General features: G+C 39.6%; 23 protein-coding genes. 17 read left to right on the plus strand and 6 right to left on the minus strand.

The features are described from left to right. Window positions 1-47: 47 nt before the first annotated feature. From JJN12_RS04145 to bcp, 3 genes are all read left to right on the plus strand, one after another. Window positions 48-1,229: a CapA family protein gene (locus JJN12_RS04145; protein ID WP_208428496.1), complete on the plus strand. Its 1,182-nt coding sequence runs from the start codon at window positions 48-50 to the stop codon at window positions 1,227-1,229. 194 nt (window positions 1,230-1,423) lie between these two features. Beyond that, window positions 1,424-1,618 carry a (2Fe-2S)-binding protein gene (locus JJN12_RS04150; RefSeq protein WP_208428497.1) on the plus strand — a complete coding sequence of 65 codons (195 nt, stop codon included), beginning with the start codon at window positions 1,424-1,426 and terminating at the stop codon, window positions 1,616-1,618. Window positions 1,619-1,637: 19 nt separating this feature from the next. Next, window positions 1,638-2,090 carry a thioredoxin-dependent thiol peroxidase gene (gene bcp / locus JJN12_RS04155; protein WP_208428498.1) on the plus strand — a complete coding sequence of 151 codons (453 nt, stop codon included), beginning with the start codon at window positions 1,638-1,640 and terminating at the stop codon, window positions 2,088-2,090. 187 nt (window positions 2,091-2,277) lie between these two features. Here bcp and JJN12_RS04160 read toward each other — a convergent pair whose 3' ends face one another. Beyond that, entirely contained in the window at window positions 2,278-3,486 is a 1,209-nt protein-coding gene (locus JJN12_RS04160; protein ID WP_208428499.1) for an EAL and HDOD domain-containing protein, read from the minus strand. Between the two features lie 564 nt (window positions 3,487-4,050). Between JJN12_RS04160 and JJN12_RS04165 the strand changes: the two genes are divergently transcribed. From JJN12_RS04165 to JJN12_RS04180, 4 genes are read left to right on the plus strand one after another with little or no spacing between them, the layout of a single operon-like run. After that, window positions 4,051-5,187 carry an iron-siderophore ABC transporter substrate-binding protein gene (locus JJN12_RS04165; protein WP_208428500.1) on the plus strand — a complete coding sequence of 379 codons (1,137 nt, stop codon included), beginning with the start codon at window positions 4,051-4,053 and terminating at the stop codon, window positions 5,185-5,187. 19 nt (window positions 5,188-5,206) lie between these two features. Further along, a complete protein-coding gene (locus JJN12_RS04170; RefSeq protein ID WP_208428501.1) occupies window positions 5,207-6,205 on the plus strand; it encodes a FecCD family ABC transporter permease in 999 nt (332 codons plus the stop codon). After that, window positions 6,202-7,221, plus strand: coding sequence for a FecCD family ABC transporter permease (locus JJN12_RS04175; protein WP_208428502.1), 1,020 nt, complete (start codon window positions 6,202-6,204; stop codon window positions 7,219-7,221). Before JJN12_RS04170 ends, JJN12_RS04175 begins: the two co-directional genes overlap by 4 nt. Next, the gene (locus tag JJN12_RS04180; protein WP_208428503.1) at window positions 7,221-8,033 is read left to right on the plus strand and encodes an ABC transporter ATP-binding protein; all 813 of its coding nucleotides are present in this window, start codon (window positions 7,221-7,223) and stop codon (window positions 8,031-8,033) included. Before JJN12_RS04175 ends, JJN12_RS04180 begins: the two co-directional genes overlap by 1 nt. Window positions 8,034-8,040: 7 nt before the next feature. Here JJN12_RS04180 and JJN12_RS14620 read toward each other — a convergent pair whose 3' ends face one another. From JJN12_RS14620 to JJN12_RS04195, 3 genes are all read right to left on the minus strand, one after another. Continuing rightward, window positions 8,041-8,253, minus strand: coding sequence for a transposase (locus JJN12_RS14620; RefSeq protein ID WP_408610907.1), 213 nt, complete (start codon window positions 8,251-8,253; stop codon window positions 8,041-8,043). Between the two features lie 102 nt (window positions 8,254-8,355). Then, window positions 8,356-8,823, minus strand: a complete 468-nt coding sequence (locus tag JJN12_RS04190; protein WP_208428504.1) for a hypothetical protein — start codon at window positions 8,821-8,823, stop codon at window positions 8,356-8,358. 247 nt (window positions 8,824-9,070) lie between these two features. After that, on the minus strand, window positions 9,071-10,519 hold the full coding sequence (locus tag JJN12_RS04195) for an ISLre2 family transposase (RefSeq protein ID WP_208428032.1): 1,449 nt from the start codon (window positions 10,517-10,519) through the stop codon (window positions 9,071-9,073). Between the two features lie 393 nt (window positions 10,520-10,912). Between JJN12_RS04195 and JJN12_RS04200 the strand changes: the two genes are divergently transcribed. Continuing rightward, complete coding sequence (locus JJN12_RS04200; RefSeq protein ID WP_208428505.1) at window positions 10,913-11,371, plus strand: DIP1984 family protein; 459 nt, start codon at window positions 10,913-10,915, stop codon at window positions 11,369-11,371. A 250-nt stretch (window positions 11,372-11,621) separates the two neighbouring features. Here JJN12_RS04200 and JJN12_RS04205 read toward each other — a convergent pair whose 3' ends face one another. Both JJN12_RS04205 and JJN12_RS04210 read right to left on the minus strand, forming a co-directional pair. Beyond that, complete coding sequence (locus JJN12_RS04205; protein ID WP_208428506.1) at window positions 11,622-12,878, minus strand: sensor histidine kinase; 1,257 nt, start codon at window positions 12,876-12,878, stop codon at window positions 11,622-11,624. An 18-nt stretch (window positions 12,879-12,896) separates the two neighbouring features. Further along, a complete protein-coding gene (locus tag JJN12_RS04210) occupies window positions 12,897-13,571 on the minus strand; it encodes a response regulator transcription factor (protein ID WP_208428507.1) in 675 nt (224 codons plus the stop codon). Window positions 13,572-13,756: 185 nt separating this feature from the next. Here JJN12_RS04210 and JJN12_RS04215 point away from each other — a divergent pair, with 185 nt between their 5' ends. From JJN12_RS04215 to JJN12_RS04255, 9 genes are all read left to right on the plus strand, one after another. Continuing rightward, entirely contained in the window at window positions 13,757-14,866 is a 1,110-nt protein-coding gene (locus JJN12_RS04215; protein ID WP_208428508.1) for a bifunctional glycosyltransferase family 2/GtrA family protein, read from the plus strand. Further along, window positions 14,845-15,939: a phosphodiester glycosidase family protein gene (locus JJN12_RS04220; RefSeq protein WP_208428509.1), complete on the plus strand. Its 1,095-nt coding sequence runs from the start codon at window positions 14,845-14,847 to the stop codon at window positions 15,937-15,939. Before JJN12_RS04215 ends, JJN12_RS04220 begins: the two co-directional genes overlap by 22 nt. Further along, a complete protein-coding gene (locus tag JJN12_RS04225) occupies window positions 15,920-16,288 on the plus strand; it encodes a hypothetical protein (protein ID WP_208428510.1) in 369 nt (122 codons plus the stop codon). The genes JJN12_RS04220 and JJN12_RS04225 overlap by 20 nt, the downstream gene beginning before the upstream one ends. A gap of 237 nt (window positions 16,289-16,525) precedes the next feature. Continuing rightward, window positions 16,526-17,806, plus strand: a complete 1,281-nt coding sequence (locus tag JJN12_RS04230; RefSeq protein WP_208428511.1) for an O-acetylhomoserine aminocarboxypropyltransferase/cysteine synthase family protein — start codon at window positions 16,526-16,528, stop codon at window positions 17,804-17,806. Between the two features lie 481 nt (window positions 17,807-18,287). Beyond that, window positions 18,288-19,055, plus strand: coding sequence for a polyphosphate polymerase domain-containing protein (locus tag JJN12_RS04235; protein WP_208428512.1), 768 nt, complete (start codon window positions 18,288-18,290; stop codon window positions 19,053-19,055). Further along, window positions 19,048-19,731: a DUF4956 domain-containing protein gene (locus tag JJN12_RS04240; protein WP_236013693.1), complete on the plus strand. Its 684-nt coding sequence runs from the start codon at window positions 19,048-19,050 to the stop codon at window positions 19,729-19,731. Before JJN12_RS04235 ends, JJN12_RS04240 begins: the two co-directional genes overlap by 8 nt. Window positions 19,732-19,781: 50 nt before the next feature. After that, the gene (locus JJN12_RS04245; RefSeq protein ID WP_208428514.1) at window positions 19,782-21,965 is read left to right on the plus strand and encodes a carbohydrate-binding domain-containing protein; all 2,184 of its coding nucleotides are present in this window, start codon (window positions 19,782-19,784) and stop codon (window positions 21,963-21,965) included. 234 nt (window positions 21,966-22,199) lie between these two features. Then, window positions 22,200-23,612, plus strand: a complete 1,413-nt coding sequence (locus JJN12_RS04250; RefSeq protein WP_208428515.1) for an MBOAT family O-acyltransferase — start codon at window positions 22,200-22,202, stop codon at window positions 23,610-23,612. Window positions 23,613-23,624: 12 nt separating this feature from the next. Further along, window positions 23,625-24,785 (plus strand): DHHW family protein, encoded by a 1,161-nt coding sequence (locus tag JJN12_RS04255; protein ID WP_208428516.1) that lies wholly within the window; start codon window positions 23,625-23,627, stop codon window positions 24,783-24,785.

The following is a 24,785-nucleotide window of genomic DNA, read 5'->3' on the forward strand; positions in this document are numbered from 1 at the left end:
GCCTATTTTGACGCTGTATCTTAATGTCTATATAAAGAAGGGGGATTATGAAACTTAAAAAAATAGTAACATTGTGGCTTTCATTGGTTTTATTTACTGCCAATATAACATCGCAATATAAGGCATTTGCAGATAATGAAGTAGGAAATGAAGTTAAAAATGAAACTGCTAAGGAAGCAAAGCAGAAAAGTAAGGAAAACGAGCTTGACCTTGTTATGGCGGGGGATGTACTTTTACACACACGGCTTGCTTACTGGTCGGAGGATGGAAAGGGAGGCTATGATTTCAATCCAATATTTAAGCTAATTAAGCCCATTATCAAAAAAGCAGATTTGGCTATAGTCAATCAGGAAACAATCCTTGGCGGTAAAGAGCTTGGGGTAAGTGGCTATCCTACCTTCAATGGTCCTTATGAACTGGGAGATGCAATTGCAAATGCAGGCTTTGATGTAGTTCTTCAAAGCAACAACCACTCACTTGACAGGGGGAAGCAGGGAATATACAACTGTCTTAACTTCTGGAAAAAATATCCTAAGATAAAGACTGTTGGTATAAATACCTCTGAGGCTCAGAAAAAGAAGCTCTGCATTTACAAGAAAAACGGAATAAAAGTTGCGATTCTTAACTATACCTACGGAACCAATGGAATCCCTCTTCCAAAGGATATGCCTTATGCAGTCAACTATCTTGTAAAAGATGAGGTAATAAATGATATAAAAAGGGCTGAAAAGGAGGCAGACTTTACTATAGTATGCCCACACTGGGGGACGGAGTACTTTAGAGGAATCTCAGATTATCAAAAGATCTGGAGCAAGATATTTGTGGAAAACGGAGTTGACCTTGTGCTTGGCGCTCACCCACATGTAATAGAGCCTATTAAATATGTGACAGATAAGAAAACAGGACATAAGATGCTGGTATACTATTCACTTGGGAACTTTGTTAACAGCACCATGTCAGATGGAAGGGTTGGAGACAGATATGTAGGAGGCCTTGCCAAGGTTAAGCTTAAAAGAGGGACTGATAATAAGGTGAGGATAGCGAAATACGGAGTGAAGGCGACTGTTATGCATAACGGTGGAACAAGATTTGGCTCCAGTATATATCCTTTAACCCAATATACAGAAGAACTCGCAAAGAAAAATGTAATGAAGACACAGGACTATATGTTTTCACTAAATTTCTGTAAAAAGGTCTGCAATGAAGTTTGGGGTAAGCTTTGGGATTGATTTCGTTATAAGGCTATTTTAATGGTAAAAATGACGATATTTGCATTTACACTTGAAAAAAATAGGATAACCATTTAGACTAAGTTAGACTTGATTTAATGCTTAGGAGTTAAAACCAGTGAATTCAGTGTGGCTTGCTTTCAATAGGATTCATTGACTTTTGTAACTAAAATAAAAATAGAAAAGGAAATAATATGAAAAGAGATAAAATAGCTTGTAATTGTGAAAGTGTAACTTATGGACAGATAATTGACGCTGTGAATGGCGGAGCAAAGACCTTCGAAGAGGTTTCTGAGATAACAGGCTGTAGCACCGGCTGTGGCGGATGTCGTGAGTTCATTGAGGTATTTGTAAGGGATTTGGTTATGTTCCCTGAGGATCAGGAATAAGCACAGAATAGGAGGGACTATGTTAGAAGTAGGAACAAAGGCACCGGATTTTAATTTGCCGGATCAGGATGGCAATATGCATTCGCTATCAGAGTACAAAGGAAAGAAGCTTATACTTTATTTTTATCCAAAGGATAGTACCTCGGGCTGTACAAAGCAGGCCTGTGGATATTCTGAGAGATATCCTCTTTTTACTGAAAAAGGTGTAGAGGTGATTGGAATAAGCAAAGACAGTGTGGCTTCACACAAGAAATTTCAGGAAAAGAATTCACTGTCATTTACTATTCTTTCTGATGAGGAGTTAACTGCAATCAAGGCTTATGACGTGTGGCATAAAAAGAAGATGGCAGGAAGAGAGTATATGGGGGTTGTAAGGACTACCTATCTAATAGATGAAGATGGAATCATAATCAAAGCTAATGATAAGGTTAAGGCAGAAAAAGATCCTGAAAATATGCTTGGAGAAATATAGTTAATTTGCTGCGAGAATAGAGCAGTAGACGCAATTTAGTTATAGCCGCTGCGAGGATAGAGTAGTAGAAAAGGTTTTATTATACGAGAGATTAGAGGCAGTGATTTAGTCATAAAAAAGGAGTCAGGTGGAATGTACCTGACTCCTTTTATTCCCGGAGATGTATTATAATTTTAACAGGAATTTCTTATACGCCCTCCATGATTCTATCTGACCATTCAATGGACTCCATATACCAGCCTCCAAGGCGGTTTGAGTCAATACCAAGCTTAGATGCTATACGGTCTAACTTCTCCCAGTCAGCCTGCTCATAGGCTTCTGCCAGTTCAAGAACAGGTTCAAGAGGGCCTTCTCGTTTGACAAGAGCATCCTTGATATCACTGCTTATGGATAAGTCAGCCATAGCTTCTTCCATTGTGAGATCAAGCATGGCATCCAGTACGCTAAAGAGACACATAAGCGATACTTCAGAAGCCCTTGTATAGAGGCTTCCGGTATTATTGGCAACCAGCTCTCCAAACTTTGAACGTATAAGAGAAGTCCTTATAAGCTCGTGAGGCTTATTTACAGAGAGATCCTGTAGCATCATAATATGCACCCAGCGTTCAAAGTCGGTAAGTCCCATCTTGACAAGTGCTGATTTAAGTCCTTTTTGTATGTCATGTTCATTCTTCTTGCTGACCACATTTACCAGTCTGTATGCGACTGAAACATCAGTTTCAAGTATTTCAGCCAGTCCCTGGAAAGAAGGTTCTTCCTGATGCAGCTCATTAAGTATCCTTCTGTATATAGTGATATCAGGTTTCTTGCCTTTAAGCCCCGCAATTATAACAGGCTTACTAAAAAAGTAACCTTGAAAGAGTTGGAAGCCCATTTTACGGGCGGCTATGAACTCTTCCTCAGTTTCAACCTTCTCAGCTAAAAGCACCTTTTTACGCCTGAGTGCTTCCATTACCTCATCCTGAATTGTATCAAGAGGAGTAGCTATAAGGTCATATTTGATGATATCAGCAACCGGAACTATCTTAAAGTCTTTGATGCTCTGTACAAAGTCATCTAAGGCAATACGATATCCTTCTTTATGCAAACTATCTAAACGGCGCATAAGCCGTGCGTCAACTTCGACATCTTCCAGAACCTCAATGATAAGGGTAGAAGGATCTACCAGCTCAATGGAATTGGACATAAGTGAATTGTAGTTGAAATTGACAAAGGCCTTTTTATCTCCAACTATCTTATCTACTCCAATCTCAAAAAGCCCACCGAGCACTACAGCAGTCGAACTTTCGGCGCTGGTACCGTTGTAAGCGTCGGATGTATTGCTGCCTCTAAAAAGCAACTCATATCCATATACTTCTTTGGTCTTATCAAATATGGGCTGTCTCGCAATAAACATATAGGCATCCCTTCCTTAAGTTTTAGTTTAGTAAAGAACAAATATAAAACCACAAATAAGGCTTCCACAAAGCGAAACCGATTTTGTGATATTATTAACAATACTCATAATTTATGAGTTTGATAAAAGGATAACAAAGCTAAAATATGAATATCCATAAATATTTTAGGCAAATTATAGTTATCTATCTAATTATAACATTTTTATTAAGATTTGTTAAGTCAAAGAATCATTAAAAATAATATAAATTTACGCAAGGATTTACAGCATATAGATGAATTACAATATAAATATGATGAAACCTTAGTGTCCAATATAAACAATTATGATAGGTTTGATAAGATGGTGAAGGTGGGCAGGTGATTATTGAATATTGCACTAAATGAATCTTAAAAAAATATAAAATTTGTATAATAATGATATTGATTATTATTTACGAAATTGTTATATTTAAGCCATAACATAATAAGACACAGAAAAGTGCAAAAGATATGCAATTGCAATTATGAGGGGAAAATGCATAACTGTTGTATTCTCTGTAAAACGTGTGAAGAAAGGGAAATTATGAGAATTAAAAATGTATTAAGTGCAGTAATACCAATGGCGCTTGCAGTTGCCTTGGTTACAGGTTGTGGAGCTAAGAATGGAGAGAGTGCAAATTCTGCTGCGTCCAAGACCGCAAGCGTGACAAGTTCAGCAAAGTCATCATCCACAGAGGCTAAAGACAACAAAACGTCTACCGCATCAAGTTCCGCTTCTACGGGCAGTGCTTCATCAAGCTCCACAGCTATGGCTTCATTTCCTATAACAATGAAGCATGCATACGGGGAGACTGTAATTAAGTCAAAACCTGAAAGAGTAGTAACACTTGACTGGAACAATGCGGACGCGGTTTTGGCTCTTGGAATTGTTCCTGTAGGAACAGCTAGGGCAAACTGGGGACCTGTTACTGATAAGGGCCTTTTGCCTTGGACTGAGGCAAAATTCAAGGAGCTTGGTACAGAAAATCCCAATGTGTTTAACGACCTTGAAGGCTATGACTATGAGGCTGTAGCAGCAGCCAAGCCTGATATAATAGTAGCTCCTTACTCAGGAATGGATGAAAAGGCATATAAGCGCCTTTCTGAGATAGCACCAACCCTTCCATTCAGAGAAACAGCTTGGAAGACCACCTGGAGAGAACAGACAGTTGAGGCCGCAGAGGCTTTGGGACTAAAGAGCGAGGGAGAGAAGCTGGTTTCTGATACAGATGCATTCATAAAAGAAAACCTCGCAAAATATCCTAATCTTGCGAACAAGAGTGTAGCAATGTGTTATATTAATGCAGCTGACCTAAGTAACTTTTCCGTTTATAGAACAGCAGATCCAAGAGGGGCATATCTTACAGACTTAGGCTTTACTTTTCCTGAAAAGGTAGAGGCACAGGCAAAAGATAAAAATGCATTCTATGTGCAGATATCTTCTGAACTGGCAGTTGATGCCCTAAGTGATACAGACATTATCATAACTTACGGTGATGATAAGACAGTTGCAGCCTTGAAGAAAGATGCAATCTTCTCTAAGATTCCGGCAGTCAAAGAGGGCAGGGTAGTGGTGCTTGACAGCAACGGCAATCTTGCTGCAGCCTGCAATCCTTCAGTGCTTTCTATAAAGGCAGAGCTTGTGAACTATCTTGAAGCAATAAATGCAGTAGTTAAATAAATAAAAAGGCAGGGTAAACATGGGAAAGAAAAAGTTTGTATTTTCTATCATCTTATGCTTGGCCCTGCTTTCTATTATGGCAATATTTTCAATATCTTTGGGGGCTAAAAGTATAGCATTTACTAAGGTTATAGACGTTCTCCTTGGAAATGCTCCTGATAGCCTTGAGGCGACTATAATATTACAAAGAATTCCAAGAACCGTATTTGGCATACTTGCGGGAGGAGCACTTGGCATATCAGGGGCTCTTATGCAGAGCATAACAAGGAATCCTATTGCTGATCCAAGTATACTTGGTGTAAATACCGGGGCCTCACTCTTCGTGGTTGCAGGTATAGCATTTTTTAATATTACAGTTGCGTATCAGTATATATGGCTTGCCATAATAGGAGCAGGAGTTACTGCAGTTTTTGTGTACAGTGTAGCAAGCATGGGCAAAGACGGTGCCACACCGCTAAAACTGGCACTCTCAGGTTCGGCTGTAAGCATAGTCTTAGGTTCACTTGTAAGTACCATAATGTTACCAAATAACCGGGTAATGGAAGCTTTTAGGTTCTGGCAGGTAGGGAGCATAGGAAGTGCAACATGGGAAAATATTATGCTCATTAGTCCATTCCTAATAGTGGGATTTATTATATCAATGTTCATTTCAGGGTATTTGAATAATTTGGCTTTAGGAGATGAAGCCGCTACGGCTCTTGGAACTAATGTAGTGATGACAAGAACAATAGGAGCACTTTCATCAGTACTATTATGCGGTGCTACTACAGCACTTGCAGGACCAATAGGCTTTGTAGGGCTTATCATACCTCATATTATAAGACTGATATTTGGAAGCGAAATGAGTAAGATGCTGCCTCTTTCTTTTCTGGGTTCAGCTATACTAATGCTTGTTTCAGACATAATAGGAAGAATAATAAGCTTGCCGGGAGAGACTGAAGTGGGGATAGTTACTGCTGTCATCGGTGCACCGGTATTCATTCTGGCCATTAGGAAAGGGAGGGTAAAGAGTCTATGACAGAGTTAAATGCAGGATATAAGAAAAGGACTCTTAGATGGAGACTGGTTGTACTTGCTCTTTTTACCATCACTCTTATACTGATAGCCTGTGAACTTTGCTTAGGGAGTGTGTCCTATCCCATAGGAGATGTGATAAAGGTTTTACTTGGCGAAACTATTGAAGGAGTATCTTATGCAGTAGAAAGTGTGAGGCTGCCGAGAATGATGGGAGCTGTATTTTCAGGGTTTGCCTTTGGAGTGGCGGGCTATGTATTTCAGACATTGTTACACAATCCACTCGCCTCACCTGATGTAATAGGTATATCCGCAGGAACAAGCACTGCAGCAGTTTTTCTGATACTGGTGCTTGGACTTAGGGGAAGCATAGTGTCCGTGCTCGCGATGATATTTGGTATTGCAACTGCTTTAATTATTTACAAACTGTCAGTGATTAAAGGGCATTTTACCTATGGAAGAATGATACTTATAGGTATAGGAATTTCAGCACTTTTAAGAGCAGTTACTTCTTATCTGCTGGCAAAAGCTGCGGAGTATGATGTAGGAACTACCATGCAGTGGCTTAGTGGTAGCTTAAATGGAGTGCAGATGGAAGATGTGCCTGCACTTATTGTTGTGGTCGGGATAATCACTGTAGCACTCACTTCACTATCAAGGCATATGGAGATTATTCCTCTGGGAGATAACTTTGCAGTATCACTTGGACTTAATACAAGACTTACCTATTCGGTAATGATTATAGGTGCAGTTATACTTGTATCATTTGCAACATCTGTCACAGGACCTATAGCGTCAGTAGCCTTTCTTTCAGGGCCTATTGCCGCAAGCCTTGCAGGAAAGGGGAAATCAAGTCTTATTCCTGCGGGACTAGTAGGAACGGTACTTACTTTAGGAGCAGATTTAGTTGCTTTTCATGCATTTCCTGTACACTATCCTGTAGGTGTTGTTACTGGGCTTTTAGGAGCACCATATATGCTGTATCTGCTTATTAGAATGAATAGAAGAGGTGTGAATTAATGGGAAAACACATATTAGAAGCCAAAAATCTGGTAGCTGGTTATGACGGGAAAGCTATAATAAATGGACTTAATCTGACCATACCCGAAGGTAAAATATCAGTAATCATAGGCGCAAACGGCTGTGGCAAATCTACTCTTCTAAAGACCTTTTGCAGATTAAATAAAGTTATGAGTGGAGATATTTATCTGGATAATAAGGCTGTATCCGAGTATTCATCTAAGGAAATATCTAAAATAATAAGTCTTATGCCACAATCACCACTGGTGCCTGAGGGAATAACCGTCTATGATTTGATTAGCAGAGGACGTTTCCCTTATAGGAAGGTATTTAGGGGAATGGATGATAAAGACTTTAAGGCTATAGATGAAGCCATGGAGACTATGGGCATAACCGAGCTTCGGGACAGGGCGGTAGATGAGCTTTCCGGAGGACAGCGCCAAAGAGTGTGGATAGCACTTGCACTTGCGCAACAGACTGATATATTATTTTTAGATGAGCCAACGACATTTCTTGACATAGCATATCAGGTAGAGATACTTGATTTGCTTGGAGAGCTAAACAGGACTAAGAAGACTACCATCATTATGGTTCTTCACGATATCAATCTCTCTGTAAGATACGCAGACTATATATTTGCCCTCAAATCAGGGAATCTTTATGCTGAAGGAAGACCTGAAAATGTAATAAGTGAGAAACTTATAAAGGATGTATATGGGCTTAATAGTAAGGTTATTACAGATCCTACTTCAGATGCACCTATGGTCATTCCTATAGGAAAGCACAGTAGGGAGCTTGAGGCGGATTTATAATGTTAGATTAGCTTAAGTAATTTGTAGATTTGTAGAGAGGGGGACGGACAAAAAACCGGACACTGTAAATAAGCCCCCCCGAAGATCTATCGATGTAATATACAGAAGGATCAAGGCCCGCAAAGGCAAGCAGCTTACCGGGACTGGAGAAACGGTGAATATTACCTATTTCACAGAGTATCATTCCGCCGTTGATGTAACCGATACCCGAAATGGTCATGATAACTGAGTCATATTGGGAAAATAAAAAAGCACCTGCAAAAATGCAAGTGCCTGCCTTGTCAAATACTCTTTTGTTTTATATATCTTTAGAAGCCTTTCTTTAGAAGCCTGCTTTACAAAACTTACGAAAGGCTGAGACTTCTTCACCGGACTGTGTTACCGCCACAGAATACTTCGCTCCCCTATTAATGCCGGGCGAATAGGTAATCGGCTCAAGCTGATACATTTTTCCTTCCTTCGCTACCGAACAAAACCCTGTCCAAGAAGCGGCGACTTGTCCGCCATTTTCCTTGTTGAAGACCTCTGCTTCTCCGTACTCCGTCAAATCCGGACTGACCTGAATCACAACAACTTCTCCAGGTTTGTAGCCTACAATGAAATTGCTGTGGACAGTGACGCTAGCCACAACTACATCGTTATAATTCTCCAAGTGACAATAAATTAATTTGTAGTCGTCCCCGCTTTCTACCAGTGAATTAAAGATTTCCCGCATCCTTGCCTTATTTTTCCGATTGTCCTCGTCGGAAGCTCCTGTAGCTAATTTTTTTACGATGTCTAAGAGTCCCATTTTATTCCTCCTAAAATCCCCCCCTCATTTTAACGGCAAGTCCGGAAGCTAAAAGAGGGAAGTTTTTCTTTAATAAACCTAAAGTTCATTATAATTTCACTATGCAGAATTGTCAATACGGCTATCAAGGATGGTTTGTGTCAAGTACTCGTTGGCAAATTTCCTTACCTTTTTCTTTTATCATTGTTTTTTTATTTTTTTGTATCACAAACAAGCCCAGATTATGCACTGAACAGATATTTTTTCTTTAGTTGCCAAGTATAAAATTTCTTAATGCCTTTCTACCTGCTGTTAATGGTGTACCGGTTAGTGGAAGACTTCCTCTGCCTACTTCCATATATGGAAGCCCTTTACCGTCTCGTAACGGTGATTTTGAAGCGCTGAGAGGCTCTTTTATCTCGCTCTGGCTCTCATCAAATATCAATTCCCCAGAGTAACGTTCGACTGTCTCTATCAGGTCTTTGTTTTCTTTCCTGCACAGAAGCTTCGCAAGGTTATCAGCTCCTGATTCTGACCATCTCATGCGCCTGTGCTTCATTCTCAGCGTTATCAGTGTACAGTTTTGTGTTTCCTGTATACCCATGTTTTTATAAATGATGCCTTCTACAGGTTCTGGGAGTTTTATTCCCCGCTTGTAGTACGGTAGCAGCCCTTCTCTGTTATTGTGAAGGTAGGCGTACAGCTCCTCGGCTTTTTTACTGGTTTTATCGCTTTCATCTTCGCTTTTACTTACTCTTATATACTCACGTATATAATCAAACATTTCTTCAATCTTCTCTGAATCAAAGAGCCTTCGTATATCCTTTTGTACAGCTTTACTGCTTATTTTCCTTAAAATTTCCTGATAAATGTGGTATCTGTCAAGCTGAAACACCGCCTCGTCATCATAAGGCTCTTTTATCCAGCTTCCACCATCTCCATTTAAGATACGCCTGCCTATTTCGTCAGGGTTATATTTCTTCTGTATCACGGCCTCTCTTTTATTGTGGAATCCACTGCTTCCATCCATGCCTGCAAACACCACTTTCTCCACTAGAGTGCTGCGCCCTTCCTTTTCCTTCTCCGCATCCCAGCCTTCATACATGGTAAAGACCTTCATCTCCTTTTTACCCATGCGTTTATGCCCTCTGCCCTGCATCGAAAGCCATACTCCATCCATTTCCTCAAAAAGAACTCCGATTTCCCTTTTCCCATCAGGTCTGCCTGCCTTCATCTTCTTCACATCAAGGTCTTCTTCTGATGTTATCCTCTGACCAAGCTTCTGGGCTATATTCCATACGCCTCCCGCACTTATGGTCTGTCCTGTAGAAGAACTTAACATCTCAGCAGATGCCCTGTACGGGAGTTCCGTAACTGAATTGGCGATCTTCTCTGCAAGATTAGTAGATATTAAGCCTATCTTCTCCATACCCATTTGTTCATCAAGAAGATAAACATGGGCTTTCGTTCCATCTCTAAGCCTTGTCTGGTACACCCTTCTTTCATACTCGACATCTCCATATACGGTTCTTATCGAAGTCTTTCTCTTTCCTTTATTCCTATATTTAGAAGTATCCCTCTCTTTTGAAAGAATATCATCATAGTTTTCAAGTATGATTTTAGTGTGTTCCCTGGCAAGCTTGCAGGCCTCTTCAAAAATTTTCTTCTCTAAGGTCTTGAATGAAATCTTTTTTTCTTTTACAATAGCATTAGTCATACAGTTTTTTTCCTTTATGTTATTTTTTTCTCAAATCAATAATAAAATAAAACTGTATGATTGGGAAGGGGGCAACCCCTTCTTTTTTTGCTATTGCCAATGATAATTATACACTAACTCAAGGATGCAAAGCTACAGATTTCAAGCTTCTCCTTTCCTCATCTGTAAGAACAGCATAATCCATTCCTTTAAAGGATGTATACGGGCTTAATAGCAAGGTTATTACAGATCCTACTTCAGATGCACCTATAGTCATTCCTATGGGAAAGCACAGTAGGGAGCTTGAGGCGGATTTATAATGTTAGATTAGCTTAAGTAATTTGCCTTGTTTTTATCACGAAAGTAGTTTATTATGAAAGATAAATAATATCAGAATTTGAATGGAGGTATGATATGAAACTTGCAGAGGCATTACAGGAAAGAGCTGATTTAGTTAACAACATAGAAAGACTCAGGTCGAGGATAAGAAATAATGCACTCGTACAGGAGGGCGAAGAGCCTGCTGAGAATCCTAAGGAACTTATAAAGGAATTAGATGGTTGCATAGAAAGATTTGGTTTTCTTGCAAGCAAGATAAATAAGACTAATAATGAGACAAAGATTGGTGATATGACTATTACAGAAGTAATTGCCAAGAAAGATGCCCTCATTCTTAAGGCAGGGGCATATAGGGATTTTGTCTATGAGGCAAGCAGTATGGCAGGAAGGGCAAGAGGAACTGAGATTAAGATTGTTCCTACTCTCAAAGTAACTGACCTTCAGAAAACAGTCGATAAGCTTTCCAAAGAGATTAGACTGCTTGACAACAGCCTTCAGGCAACAAACTGGAGTACAGACCTTATTGAAGACTAGTACGTGATTTTAATTTACTTAGTTGGTAGCAAATTAGGGCGAATGTAAACTTTTCGAGCTTTGCTCATTCAAATATGGCTGGCTTAAGGTAAGCCGGGGTTCGAATCCCCACCTTATTGTTATGACCATTATCGAGTACAAGCGTATCAATTATCATTGTTTAAGAGATAACACCATACATTGACTAAGCTGCGAGGGTGGGTTCGGGGACTAAGAAAAAGAGCAATTAAAAAAAGAGTAGAATAATAATTTATATAACCACCTTTATCCTTAGCTCTTCATTCTCTGTAACCTCAGCAGTTATCTTGCCATTGTGAGCATTAACGATAGCCTTTGCCATAGAAAGACCTATGCCATGTCCGCCTGTTTCAGAGTTTCTGGAATTATCGACTCTGTAGAACCTGTCGAAAAGATGCTCGGCGTTTTCTTTAGATAGACCTTTGGCTGAATTGACAGCATCTATAGTAATATGTCCGTTTTTCTTATTTATTTCAAGAACTATATTTCCATCCCCGGTAGAGTATTTGATAGCATTATCAAGGAGGATGGTAAGCAACTCCCTTATGCTTTCTGCATCACCTTTTAAGGTGAGATTTGGTTTAATATTTGCTTCCAGTTTCTTGTTGTTTATTGTAGCAAGTCCGCTAAAAGAAGTAACAGTCTCTTTAGCCAGGTCTGACACTGAGAAATCAATAAATTTTAAGCTGTCCTTACCCTCGTCAAGTTTTGATAAATGTATGAGGTCGTTAGTCAGCTTTGCAAGCCTTCTTACCTGAACTTTAATATCATCTAACCATTCATTTTCACCATCATTTATCTCCATAACTCCTATGTCAGCCTCTATGATGGCAAGAGGAGTCTTTATTTCGTGACCTGCATCAGATATGAATCTCTTTTGCCTTTCATAGCTTTTTGAAACAGGTGCAATTATCCGCTTTGAAAATGCTAAAACTATGATAAATACAGTAATCCAGCCAATAAATGATGCAGAGAGGCTTACAATAAGGAAGTAATTTGCACTGGATAGACCATTATATACATCAAGACACATAACAGCATTATAGCCATTTAAGCTTATCTTGGCATATCTATAGTTTCTATAAAAGCCTCTGTCTGAACTGCCTTCATATATCTGCTTTGCAATTTTAATACTGTCTTCATCAGAAATGGCGAAGATGTGCTTAGTATCACTTGAAGCTACATTCCCCTCACTATCAAAGCTAACAACGAAATATCTGCTCTCAAACTTCACCTCGGGTGAGATTCCATCATCAAAAGGTCTAAAGCCATCTCCGCCGCCTTCCTCATCAGGAGGCTCAGGCCTTGTCTCTTCAGTATTATAATTATTAGCTAGATAATCTATGGTAGTGTCGGCATTGTCAATTACCTTCTTGAAGTTGATATAGTTAATTCCCCCTACAATAAGCCCCAGTATAAGCAGGGTTACAGCCATTGAAACTGCTATCAGCTTGAACCTGAGTCTTGAAATTGCATTGTTTTTTTTCATTAGTGCAGAAAATCCTTTCTATTTTGACATAATCAGAGAGTAGCCAAGATTTCTGGTCACCTTGATTTCGATATCAGCCCCAAGTGAAGCCAGTTTCTTTCTCAGATAAGAAATATTTACCCAGACAACACTGATATCTGCCTCAGTATCAAAGCCCCAGATTTTCTCCATGAATTTCTCAGCAGAAATGAGATTCTTAGGATAACTCATCATAAGCTCCATCATCTGAAATTCCTTGTTGGATAGCTTAAATTCACCTGTCTTAGTGGATAGCACAAAGCTTGCACGGTTAAGGGAAACGTTGCCAAACTCAAGTATGGAGTCACCTTCAGCCATACGGCTCCTTGTCATAGCTCTGATTCTTGCAAGCAGCTCCTTTGGCTCAAAAGGCTTGGTCAGATAATCATTTGCACCCAAATCAAGTCCCTCTACCTTATCATCTACCTCGGATTTGGCGGTGAGTAAGAGTACAGGGATGAGATTTCCTTTATTTCTTAGTTCCTTTAGTACGGTAAAGCCGTCTTTCTTAGGCATCATCACGTCTAAGATTACCCCATCGTAGGTGTCTACATCAAGGTATTCAAGAGCTTCTTCACCGTCAAACACCGCATCTACACTATATTTGCTGGCTTCAAGTATAGCCTTGACAGCCTTTGAAAGCGATTTTTCATCCTCTGCAAGTAAAAGCCTCATATTTTATCTCCTTCGTGATCTTTTGCTTATTCTAACATAAGATAAAAAGATATAAGTGTCAAGAGAATTAAATATAAGACAAATTTCAATTGCCAAAAATAAAAATTTATTTATTTAAGTTTCGTTTAAGCTTCACCTTATATAATGACCTCAACATAAAGAACAGCAAAGAAAGGAGAAAGCCTATGAAATTTTTAGTTATACCTGCCTTTGAACCTGATGAAAAACTAATCAAGCTGCTTGAAGAAGTAAGCGCACTTAATCTGTTTCAGATTATAGTTGTAGATGATGGTTCAGGCGATAAATTCAATAATATATTTGTAGAAGCAGAAAAATACGCTATAGTACTTGTACATGGTGTCAACAAAGGAAAGGGAGCGGCACTCAAGACAGCCTTTACTTATATAAAAGGGCTTAACGAGGATGGAATTATAGTTACAGCTGATTCAGATGGACAGCACACAGTTAGTGACATAATCAAGGTCTCTAACAGTCTTAGGATAGATGAAGCAGCGATAACTACAGGAGCAAGATATTTTACAGGAAAAGTTCCTCTTAAGTCAAAGGTAGGAAATACCATAACAAAATACATTTATTTCCTCGTATCCGGACTTTTCCTAAATGATACCCAGTGTGGTCTCAGAGCCTTTAGTGTAAGCAGCATACCATTTCTACTCTCAATAAACGGAGACAGGTACGAATACGAAATGAACATGCTCTTACTTGCTAAGAAAAACGGACTTAGCATAAAGGAAGTTCCAATCGAAACCGTTTACATAGATGACAACAGTGGCAGCCATTTTAGTCCTGTAAAGGATGCGGTAAAGATATACGGAGAGATATTTAGATTCACTCTTTCCTCAATAGCTGCATTTGCTACAGACTACGCGGCATACGGACTTTTAAGTTTGTTGTTTGCGGCTCTGCCAACCTCCCTTATGTTAGTGTTTTCCAATGTAGGAGCAAGGCTAATAAGCAGTACCTTGAATTTCAACATAAACAAGAAGTTTGTATTTAAGCACAGTGAAAAAGGAAAGGGAAGCCTCATAAGGTACTTCAGCCTTGCGGCAGGTATACTTGGATTAAATACCATTATACTTTTAGGACTAAATACCCTGTCAGGAGGAAACATTTATTTACTTAAGCTGATTGCAGAGCTTGCTTGCTTTGCCATTAGTTTTACCGCACAAAAGCTCTTTGTGTTTAAGATGAAAAATGAAAAGGAGAAAAAAAGTATAGCAAGATTACCAATACTTAAAAAGGAGGAAGAACCATGCGTAATAAGAAATTTCTAAAAAAACCACTTGCACTTAGTATAGCGGCAGGACTTCTAATTGGCTCGCTTGACAGCTATGTACTGCTAAAGACCTTTGTAATCCCTGAGGTACAGGCTGTGGTTGTAAAAAATACAGACACCACCATAGCACAGGCTGCTGAAAATACATCTACAGATGAGGCAGCGAATGGAGCAGGCAATGCTGTAGTTGATAATACAGCTACAAGTGGGACAAACAATGCTGTATCTGACAATACGGGTACAGCAGGAACTGCTACTGAGAATCAGACTGTGGCAGACACGACTACTGAAAATACGGCAGCTACCGGTAATACAGCTGCGGCAACCCAAAAGACTGTGACGGATACCTCTTACAAGGACGGCAATGTAGATATAACAATAACAACAGTCAGAAAGAACAATACCACTGTATATGTGGCTGATGTCAAGCTTTTGGATGCAAATTATTTAAAGACAGCCCTTGCCTATGACTCATTCGGCACAAATGTAACCGAAACCACATCATCTATGGCTTCAAACAACAATGCTATCTTAGCAGTAAACGGCGATTATTACGGAGCAGACAGAAGCGGATATGTTATTAAAAACGGTGTAATTTACAGAAATACGGTAAGAAGCGACAGCGATTATCCGGATCTTGCGGTATATAAGGATGGTTCATTTAAGATAATTTATGAAACTGATGTGACTGCAGAGCAGCTCCTAGCTGACGGAGTAGTAAACCTCTTTGCCTTTGGACCTTCACTTATAGAAAATGGTAGTATAACAGTAGACCAGAACACTGAGGTAAGACAGGCTATGACAAAGAATCCTCGTACAGCAATAGGCATAGTTGATTCTAACCACTACATCTTAGTAGTATCTGACGGAAGAACAAGCGAGAGTGAGGGACTTTCTCTCTACGAACTTGCGGAGGTTATGAAGGAGTATGGTGCGACTACAGCCTACAACCTTGACGGAGGCGGTTCATCAACCATGTACTTTAACGGCAGCATTATCAATAATCCTACAACCAACGGACATAATATATCAGAAAGAGAGGTGAGCGACATTGTTTACATTGGATATTAAAAACAAAAAAACTACTAAAAATCTCATTATTTGCGGGGCACTAAGTCTCTTCCTTGCAGTATTTGCCTATGTTTATGAAATGTTTTCATACGGGCAGTACTCGGTACATATGAGACTGATGTTCATCTTCCCACTTATTGCAGGAGTATTCCTGTTGTTTAAGAATTCGTTAAACAAGTACTTTCTAAATACTGCACTTGCAGTCTTTGCAAATGGTTTCCTGGTAAAGGGAATCATTGAAATATCGGGAAGAACTTCATCTTTTGACCATCTATACTTAATTACAGGTTGTCTGCTTTTGTTTGCAGCCTTTGTGTTTAAGAGAAAGAGAATTGAAGATAGTGAGTAATACTAAAAGGAGTCGGCAGTTAGCCGGCTCCTTTTAAGGGTTAAGAGGAAAATATCACTATATAAGATAAACCTAGCAAACAGATAGGCATATAGTTAAAACTTATAACAATACATAAAATCAAACGATTTTTCAAATGAGATATTTAGTGGTATTATAAGTCCATCAAAAACAACCACAAAAAATAAGGTTGACAGAGTATATGAAAAAAGATTATTTGAAAAGGAGATTTACATTATGAGCAAATACAGATTTGAAACCTTACAGTTACACGTTGGACAGGAGCAGGCAGACCCTACTACAGATGCAAGAGCGGTACCTATTTATCAGACTACTTCTTATGTATTTCATAACAGCAAACACGCGGCTGATAGATTTGGCTTAGCAGATCCGGGTAACATCTATGGAAGACTTACCAATTCCACCCAGGATGTACTTGAGAAGAGAATAGCTGCTCTTGAAGGTGGAAGTGCTGCTCTGGCATTGGCGTCAGGTTCATCGGCAATTACTTATACTATCGAAGCTCTGGCTGCAAATGGCGGACATATAGTTGCACAGAAGACAATCTACGGAGGAAGCTACAATCTTCTTGCACACACACTTCCTCAGTTTGGAATCGAGACAACATTTGTAGATATACATAATCTTGCTGAGGTAGAAGCGGCAATTAAGGATAACACCAGAGGAATATTTATTGAAACTCTTGGCAATCCTAACAGTGATATTCCTGATATTGATGCGGTTTCTGAGCTTGCTCATAAACATGGACTTCCTGTAGTAGTTGACAATACCTTCGGAACTCCTTATTTAATCAGACCTTTTGAGCATGGTGCAGACATAGTAGTACACTCAGCTACAAAGTTCATAGGAGGACATGGAACTACTTTGGGCGGTGTAGTTGTTGAATCAGGTAAGTTTGACTGGAAGGCTAGCGGAAAGTATGGCAATATTGCAGAGCCAAACCCTAGCTACCACGGCATTTCCTTCTATGATGCTGTTGGTCCTGCTGCCTTTGTTACCTATATACGAGCAATTCTCCTAAGAGATACAGGAGCTGCAATATCTCCATTTAATGCCTTCCTTCTCTTACAGGGTGTGGAGACTCTTTCTTTAAGACTTGACAGACATGTTGAGAATACCAAGAAGGTTGTGGACTTCCTTAAGAATCATCCTAAGGTTCTAAAGGTTAACCATCCATCACTTCCTGAACATCCTGACCACGAGCTTTATAAGAAGTATTTTCCAAATGGGGGTGCTTCCATATTTACGATTGAGATTAAGGGAGGAAAGGAAGAAGCTTGGAAGTTCATAGATAACCTTAAGATATTCTCCCTCCTTGCCAATGTGGCTGATGTAAAGTCACTTGTTATCCACCCTGCAACCACAACTCATTCACAGCTTAATGAGAAGGAGCTTGCTGAGCAGAACATTAAGCAAAATACAATTAGACTTTCAATAGGAACAGAGCATATAGATGATATAATAGCAGACCTTGAAGGTGGTTTTGCCGCTATATAAAATAAAGTGAGATGTTGACTTTTTATATAAATCTGTATTATAATGTGAACAGGCGAAAGGTTATCAATAGCCATAAATTCAAAACCCCCAAGAGATGGTAGCTCTTGGGGGTTTCTATTCCGTTTTTTTAAGGTGGCTTATTCCTTTTTAGACTGGTTGCCATTTTTCTTTTCTCTGTTCAGCCATTTGCAGATATAGTTGGCGACTATACCTGCTGCAACAGAGCTCAAAAAGGTTATCAATGATTCCATAAATTCACCTCCCTTCTATGCCTAGTGGGAGAGGCAACATATTGATTATATCATAAACTATTTAGAAATTATACAGCGTTTTACAGCAATGTAAGACGCTTTTTTCTTTTTTAAAATCTTTTTTTAAACTTTAAGGTTCATTTTAGGTTCGTAGTTTATTATGTATTCATAAAATAAATCACATAAAAAAAAGACAGAGAAAATAATAAAAAATGAAAGGAGGAAAACTTATGGGACAGGGTACATTTCAGAGGTTTGAAATAAAGTTCTTATTAAGTAAAGAACAAAAGGAAGCAGTACTTGAAGCAATGAAGCCTTATATGAAGGCAGACAGCTACGGCAACAGTACAATAAGAAATATCTACTTTGACAAACCTGATTTTTTACTCATAAGGCATTCTCTTGATAAGCCAATTTATAAAGAAAAGCTTAGGGTAAGAAGTTATAAAAAGGTAAATGAAGAGGATAAGGTATTCATAGAACTAAAAAAGAAATTCGATGGAATAGTTTACAAAAGGAGGATTGAAGCTAAAGAAAAAGAAGCAATGAATTACCTTTGTAAGGGAAAGAAGCTTGAGAAAGAAAGCCAGATAGGAAAGGAAATTGATTATTTCTTAGACTTCTATGGTGATATAGAGCCAAAAGTATTCCTAAGTTATGACAGACAGGCGTTCTTCGATAAAGACAATCCTGATTTTCGAATGACATTCGATGAAAACATTCTTTGGAGAGAAGACAACTTAAGTCTAACCAATGAGGTTTATGGAAAACCAATACTTGAAGACGGAGAGGCCCTACTAGAAATAAAATCAGCAGATACTTTCCCATTATGGTTAGTAGAAGTTCTTAGCAAATACGGCATTTACAAAGTTTCATTTTCAAAGTACGGCAATGCCTACACAGAGATATTGAAGAACAGAAGATGGTTATTTGCAAGGGAGGTAGAATTTAACAACGAAGAAAACATGAAAGAGAGGTTGGAGTATGGATATGTTTAATAGTTTATTTAGCAGTGGAACTGCCACAGCAGTTTCACCTGTATCAGTTTTTATTTGTATAGGAGCGGCGCTTGCGATAGGAATCTTCCTAGCCCTGGTCTATACCTATAAGAGCAGATATTCACAGAGTTTTGTGGTTACACTTGCAATGCTCCCTGCTGTAGTAAGTATGGTAATACTTTTGGTAAATGGCAATGTAGGAGCAGGAGTAGCTGTTGCAGGAACGTTCGGACTTGTAAGATTCCGTTCGGTACCTGGCACTGCGAAGGAAATAGGAGCAATCTTTTTATCAATGGCTACAGGACTTGCAATAGGTATGGGATTTGTAGGATATGCGGCAGTATTTGCTCTCATAATGGGAGTAGTAACTCTCATTTACACAAAACTGGGATATGTAGTTTTTGCAGGATCTAAATTGCAGAAGAGTCTTACAATTACAATACCTGAAAATCTTGACTACACAGAAGTATTTACAGAAACACTTAATAAATATACCAAGAGCTCAAACTTACTTGGTGTAAAGACAACCAATATGGGTAGCTTATTCAAGCTTAGCTATGATGTTACCCTGAATAAGGAGGGAATAGAAAAAGAATTTATTGATGCACTTAGATGTAAAAACGGTAACTTGGAAATTCGCTTAAACCGTCCTGGAATGGGTGGAGAAGAACTTTAATTAACAAGAAAAATAACAATAAACAGCTTATAAGAAAGGAAACTAAAATTATGAAAAAGAAGATAATGATGATAGCTTTAACAGGTGGGCTTTTACTTAGTGTAACAGCTTGTAACAAAGCAGGTGCTGCAAATAGCAGCACCGCTTCCAAAACTGTGGTAACTACCACTTCAAGTACCACAAGCGGTGCCAGTGTAACTACTGACAGCTCTACAACCAGCAGCACAACAACTACTGCATCTTCAGGAACTTCCTCCTCTACTGCGACAGGAACAGTGAAGGCAGATATGTTTACAGATCGTGACAAAGATGCGTCTTACGATGAATCAAGTGCTACCAAGGTTAATCTAAGTGAAATAAAGGATTCAACCTATACTATAACCAAGGAAGGTGTTTACATCCTTTCAGGAAGCTATTCGGGGCAGATAATTGTCAATGTGGCGGATACTGCTAAGGTTCAACTTGTACTTGATGGTGTGACAATTACCAATGAAAGCAGTGCTGCTATATATGTAAAAGAGGCAGACAAGGTTTTCGTAACACTAAAGGATGGTACTACGAGTACACTTACAACTTCAGGAACCTTTGTAGCTACTGATGACAACAATGTTGACGGTGTTATCTTCTCAAAGGGAGACCTTACCATCAATGGAAGCGGTTCTCTTAAGATAAGCTCTACCGCTCACGGCATAGTGGGCAAGGATGATGTTGTAATTACAGGTGGAAATATTGACATAACATCCACAAAGAAGGGCATCAGCGGAAAGGACAGTGTAAGAATAGCTGATGGTACTATCAATATTACAACAGGAACTGATGGTATCCACTCTGAAAACAGTGATGACACAACTAAGGGCTTCGTGTACATTGAAGGTGGCACTATTACAATAAATGCAGCAGATGACGGTATTCACGCAGGAACTACCCTTGATATAGTTGGTGGTAAGATTAACATTACCCAAAGTAATGAAGGTCTTGAAGGCAAGGATGTAAATATCTCGGGCGGCGAAGTAAATGTGGTGTCAAGTGATGATGGTATCAATGCAACAGCTTCTTCTGTAACAGGACAGAAGGAAAATATGCAGGCAGAAGATGCAAGCATCAATATCTCAGGTGGTAAGATTACAGTAAATGCGGAAGGAGATGGAATTGATTCTAACGGTGACCTCACAGTAAGCGGTGGTGAGACCTATGTAAGTGGTCCAACCAGGGGTGGTAACGGAGGTATCGATTATAACGGTACAGGTACAATCACAGGCGGTACTTTCATAGTAACAGAGATTCAGAGTATGACTGAGAACTTCGGTTCTTCATCAACTCAGGGTGTTGTACAGTTAAGCGTATCCAATCAGGCAGCAGGAACCACTGTTAGCATTGCTGATTCAAAGGGTAATATACTTGCAAGCTACACACCAGCCAAAGAGTATAACAGTGTTATCATCAGTACAAAAGGCATGACACAGGGTGAGACCTATACAGTGACAGCAGGAACTACAACACAGCAGGTGACTCTTAGCCAGCTCGTAAGTGACTCAGGCGGAATGGGTGGCATGCAGGGAGGCCCTGGCGGTAACGGTGGTCCAGGCGGAAATGAAGGTGGACCCAGGGGAGGCTTCGGGAACGGAATGAATGGAGGCCCAGGTAACGGAGGCTTCGGAGGTCCAAACGGCAACGGTGGCCCGGGTGGTAACGACAGCTTCGGAGGTCCAAATGGAAATGGAGGCTTTGGCGGACCAAACGGAAATATAGCTCAGAATGGAAATGGTGGAAACAACAATCAGAATGGAAATGGAGGTGGACCCAGGGGGGGCTCAATAAATGGCAATAATGGCAACTTCGGAGGCCCAAATGGTAACGGAGGCCCAAATGGTAACGGAGGCCCGGGTGGCAATGGAAATTTCGGAGGTCCACAGGGTAACGGAGGTCCTGGTGGTGGCGGCAACTTCGGAGGACCAAACGGTAACGGAGGCCCTGGTGGTGGCGGCAACTTCGGAGGTCCACAGGGTAACGGAGGTCCTGGTGGTGGCGGCAACTTCGGAGGCCCACAGGGTAACGGAGGTCCGCAGGGAAGACCTGAGGGAGCCCCTCCAAACGGCAGACGCAGAAACTGGGCCAACAACGAAGGTGGTTCCAACAATAGTATGAAAGGAGGACAGAGTAAATCATCCGGAACAACTAACAGTTCAAACAATAATTCCGGAACAAAGGGAAGTACTAATAAAAGCAGAAGCTAAGACTATAGTGGTAAGAGCAGCGCTGGTACTTCACAAATATCCAATCAAAAATTGCTTAATTAGTTACAAGGAGATTGCGAGGGTTAAGGCTCTCGCAGTCTTTTTTTTAAGTTGCATTTAAGCCCCAAAACAACCTATAAGAAAATGAACAAGATTTCCCTAGCTATCTCTTTTATTTTCATAGTAAATATGGTATGATATGTGTGCTTATCTGAGTAAAAAGGAGTAACACAAATGGTTTTTTCCAGTATTTTATTTATTACAAGGTTCCTGCCACTAGTACTAGCAATTTACTTCATAGTGCCAAAGCGTATAAGGAATCTTGTTTTGTTTTTGTCAAGCATACTTTTTTATGCTTGGGGAGAACCTGTATACATATTACTTATGTGCTTTACCATAACTGTAGACTATGTATTTGGAATTATTATAGATAAACAGATGTCAGCAGGTAAGAAAAACAAGGCTAAGGTTTCGCTTGTGGCAGCAGTAGCTATCAATCTCTTGCTGCTTGGTTACTTTAAGTACGCTAATTTTACCATAGATACCATCAATTCGCTTACAGGTGCCGGGATAGCTGCTATCAAGCTGGCTCTGCCAATAGGTATATCATTTTATACATTTCAGAGTCTGTCCTATGTTATTGATGTGTACAGGGGCGATACTAAGGTACAGAAAAACATCCTTGACTTTGGAACCTATGTAACCCTTTTCCCGCAGTTGATTGCAGGGCCTATCGTAAGGTACCGTACAGTAGCAGAGGAAATGCAGGGAAGAGTAGAAAACAGAGCCGATTTTGCGAGGGGTATCAGCCGTTTCATCTTCGGTCTTGGTAAAAAAGTTCTGCTTGCCAATAACGCCGGTCTTCTTTGGGACAGTGTAAATGCACTGACTGCTTCTGAAATGTCAGTAGGAAGTTTTTGGCTGGGGATACTGGCTTATACTTTCCAGATTTATTTTGACTTTTCAGGATATTCGGATATGGCTATAGGTATGGGACTTATGTTTGGCTTCCATTTTGATGAAAACTTCAACTATCCTTATATAGCTAAGTCAATCACTGAATTCTGGAGAAGATGGCATATTTCGCTGTCTACCTGGTTTAAGGAATATGTGTATATTCCACTTGGTGGCAATAGAGCCGGTATTGCCAAGCAGATAAGAAATATAGTTATTGTATGGATGCTTACAGGCTTCTGGCATGGTGCAAGCTGGAACTTTGTTGCCTGGGGACTGTACTATGGAGTCATCCTGATTTTTGAAAAGGTTTTTCTATTGAAAATAATAGAGAAGATGCCAAAGATTGTCAGACATCTTTATACAATGTTTTTGGTTATCATTGGATGGGTACTCTTTTCCTTTGATTCATTTAAGAAAGGGGCAGAGTTCATAGCCGGAATGTTTGGATTAGGCGGTTATTCTGTCATAAATAAAGAGTTTATCTATCTTTTACTTAATAACCTTGTGCTTATAATAATACTTGCAGTTGCAAGTACCGATGTGCCTAAGAGGTGTATAGAAAAACTTGCAGCCAAGGACAAACTGGTATTTAAGGTGGCCGGTATAATTATGCTTGAAGTGATTTTAGGAATATGTGTAGCTTATTTGGTGGCATCAACCTACAATCCGTTCCTGTATTTTAGGTTCTAATGGGAGATATATATGAAAATATTTACTTTTGAAAATGCTAAGATAGCCGTATTTGGAGGGACTTTAGCTGCACTTTTCTTTGGAGCTGTGCTTCATAAGCCTACCGAGTTTTCACAGTCCGAGAACAGATATTTGGAGCAGCGGCCTAAGTTTACTACAGCTAAGCTCTTTGACGGAAGTTTTATGAAAGACTATGAGACCTTTATCACAGACCAGTTTCCTGAAAGAAGCTTTTTTATGGGTGTGAAAACGGCTGTAGAGAGACTCCGAGGAAGAACAGATGACAATGGCGTGTATTTTGGCAAAGATGGCTATCTGTTCGGGAAATATGACGCTTCACTTTTTGAGTCGGAGACTGCAAAGAACAATGAAAAAACAATAGCTGAATTTGTGAAAACATACGCAGACAAATTTGGCAAGGGACATTTTCAGGTAGCACTGGCACCCTCTTCTTCTGAGATATTAGGAGATAAGCTGCCTGCCTATGCGCCTATCTATAACCAGACAAAATTTATTACAGGCATAAAAAACGAAGCAGGGGATGAATATGTTACTGACCTCGGTGACAACCTTAAAAAGCATGCAAATGAGTATATCTATTACAGGACAGACCATCACTGGACCAGTCTCGGAGCTTACTACGGCTATGAGGCTGTTGCTTCCGGACTGGGGCTTAAGGCCCAGCCTCTTAATAAACTAAAGGCTGATACAGTTACTAAGGACTTCCTTGGAACCTATGATTCTAAGGTAAATACAGGTGTCATAGGAGGGGTAATACCTGATGATATTACCTTATATTTTTCTAAAGAAATAGACAAAGCAAAGATGGTATGGGATAATGACAAGGAAAAGAGCTATGACAGTATCTATATGCTAAGTGCCTTGAAGGGGAAAGATAAGTACACGGTATTCTTTGGTGGCAACCACAGTGTTACAGATATTAAGACAGATAACAACACAGGTAAGACCCTGCTTTTAATTAAAGATAGTTTTGCTCATAGTCTTGCACCATTTTTGATAAAGGATTATGATAGAATAATAATGCTTGATTTAAGATATTTTAATAAAAGTCTTAAAAAATACATTGATGAAAATAAAATCACTGATTTACTGGTACTTTACAGTACGCCGGACTTCGCAGAGGATGCAAATATTGGCAGATTGTTGAGGTAG

The sequence above is a fragment of the Catonella massiliensis genome (assembly GCF_016651435.1).
GTDB lineage: Bacteria > Bacillota > Clostridia > Lachnospirales > Lachnospiraceae > Catonella > Catonella massiliensis.

Bases quoted from the DNA above. Each gene is read 5' to 3' on its own strand.
- JJN12_RS04160 (WP_208428499.1), bottom strand. From the start codon at position 3,486: ATGTTTATTGCGAGACAGCCCATATTTGATAAGACCAAAGAAGTATAT.
- JJN12_RS04230 (WP_208428511.1), top strand. From the start codon at position 16,526: ATGAGCAAATACAGATTTGAAACCTTACAGTTACACGTTGGACAGGAG.
- JJN12_RS04195 (WP_208428032.1), bottom strand. From the start codon at position 10,519: ATGACTAATGCTATTGTAAAAGAAAAAAAGATTTCATTCAAGACCTTA.
- JJN12_RS04235 (WP_208428512.1), top strand. From the start codon at position 18,288: ATGGGACAGGGTACATTTCAGAGGTTTGAAATAAAGTTCTTATTAAGT.
- JJN12_RS04215 (WP_208428508.1), top strand. From the start codon at position 13,757: ATGAAATTTTTAGTTATACCTGCCTTTGAACCTGATGAAAAACTAATC.
- JJN12_RS04165 (WP_208428500.1), top strand. From the start codon at position 4,051: ATGAGAATTAAAAATGTATTAAGTGCAGTAATACCAATGGCGCTTGCA.
- JJN12_RS04200 (WP_208428505.1), top strand. From the start codon at position 10,913: ATGAAACTTGCAGAGGCATTACAGGAAAGAGCTGATTTAGTTAACAAC.
- JJN12_RS04175 (WP_208428502.1), top strand. From the start codon at position 6,202: ATGACAGAGTTAAATGCAGGATATAAGAAAAGGACTCTTAGATGGAGA.
- JJN12_RS04180 (WP_208428503.1), top strand. From the start codon at position 7,221: ATGGGAAAACACATATTAGAAGCCAAAAATCTGGTAGCTGGTTATGAC.
- JJN12_RS04250 (WP_208428515.1), top strand. From the start codon at position 22,200: ATGGTTTTTTCCAGTATTTTATTTATTACAAGGTTCCTGCCACTAGTA.
- JJN12_RS04190 (WP_208428504.1), bottom strand. From the start codon at position 8,823: ATGGGACTCTTAGACATCGTAAAAAAATTAGCTACAGGAGCTTCCGAC.
- JJN12_RS04210 (WP_208428507.1), bottom strand. From the start codon at position 13,571: ATGAGGCTTTTACTTGCAGAGGATGAAAAATCGCTTTCAAAGGCTGTC.
- JJN12_RS04170 (WP_208428501.1), top strand. From the start codon at position 5,207: ATGGGAAAGAAAAAGTTTGTATTTTCTATCATCTTATGCTTGGCCCTG.
- JJN12_RS04150 (WP_208428497.1), top strand. From the start codon at position 1,424: ATGAAAAGAGATAAAATAGCTTGTAATTGTGAAAGTGTAACTTATGGA.
- bcp (WP_208428498.1), top strand. From the start codon at position 1,638: ATGTTAGAAGTAGGAACAAAGGCACCGGATTTTAATTTGCCGGATCAG.
- JJN12_RS14620 (WP_408610907.1), bottom strand. From the start codon at position 8,253: ATGACCATTTCGGGTATCGGTTACATCAACGGCGGAATGATACTCTGT.
- JJN12_RS04145 (WP_208428496.1), top strand. From the start codon at position 48: ATGAAACTTAAAAAAATAGTAACATTGTGGCTTTCATTGGTTTTATTT.
- JJN12_RS04255 (WP_208428516.1), top strand. From the start codon at position 23,625: ATGAAAATATTTACTTTTGAAAATGCTAAGATAGCCGTATTTGGAGGG.
- JJN12_RS04205 (WP_208428506.1), bottom strand. From the start codon at position 12,878: ATGAAAAAAAACAATGCAATTTCAAGACTCAGGTTCAAGCTGATAGCA.
- JJN12_RS04240 (WP_236013693.1), top strand. From the start codon at position 19,048: ATGTTTAATAGTTTATTTAGCAGTGGAACTGCCACAGCAGTTTCACCT.
- JJN12_RS04220 (WP_208428509.1), top strand. From the start codon at position 14,845: ATGCGTAATAAGAAATTTCTAAAAAAACCACTTGCACTTAGTATAGCG.
- JJN12_RS04245 (WP_208428514.1), top strand. From the start codon at position 19,782: ATGAAAAAGAAGATAATGATGATAGCTTTAACAGGTGGGCTTTTACTT.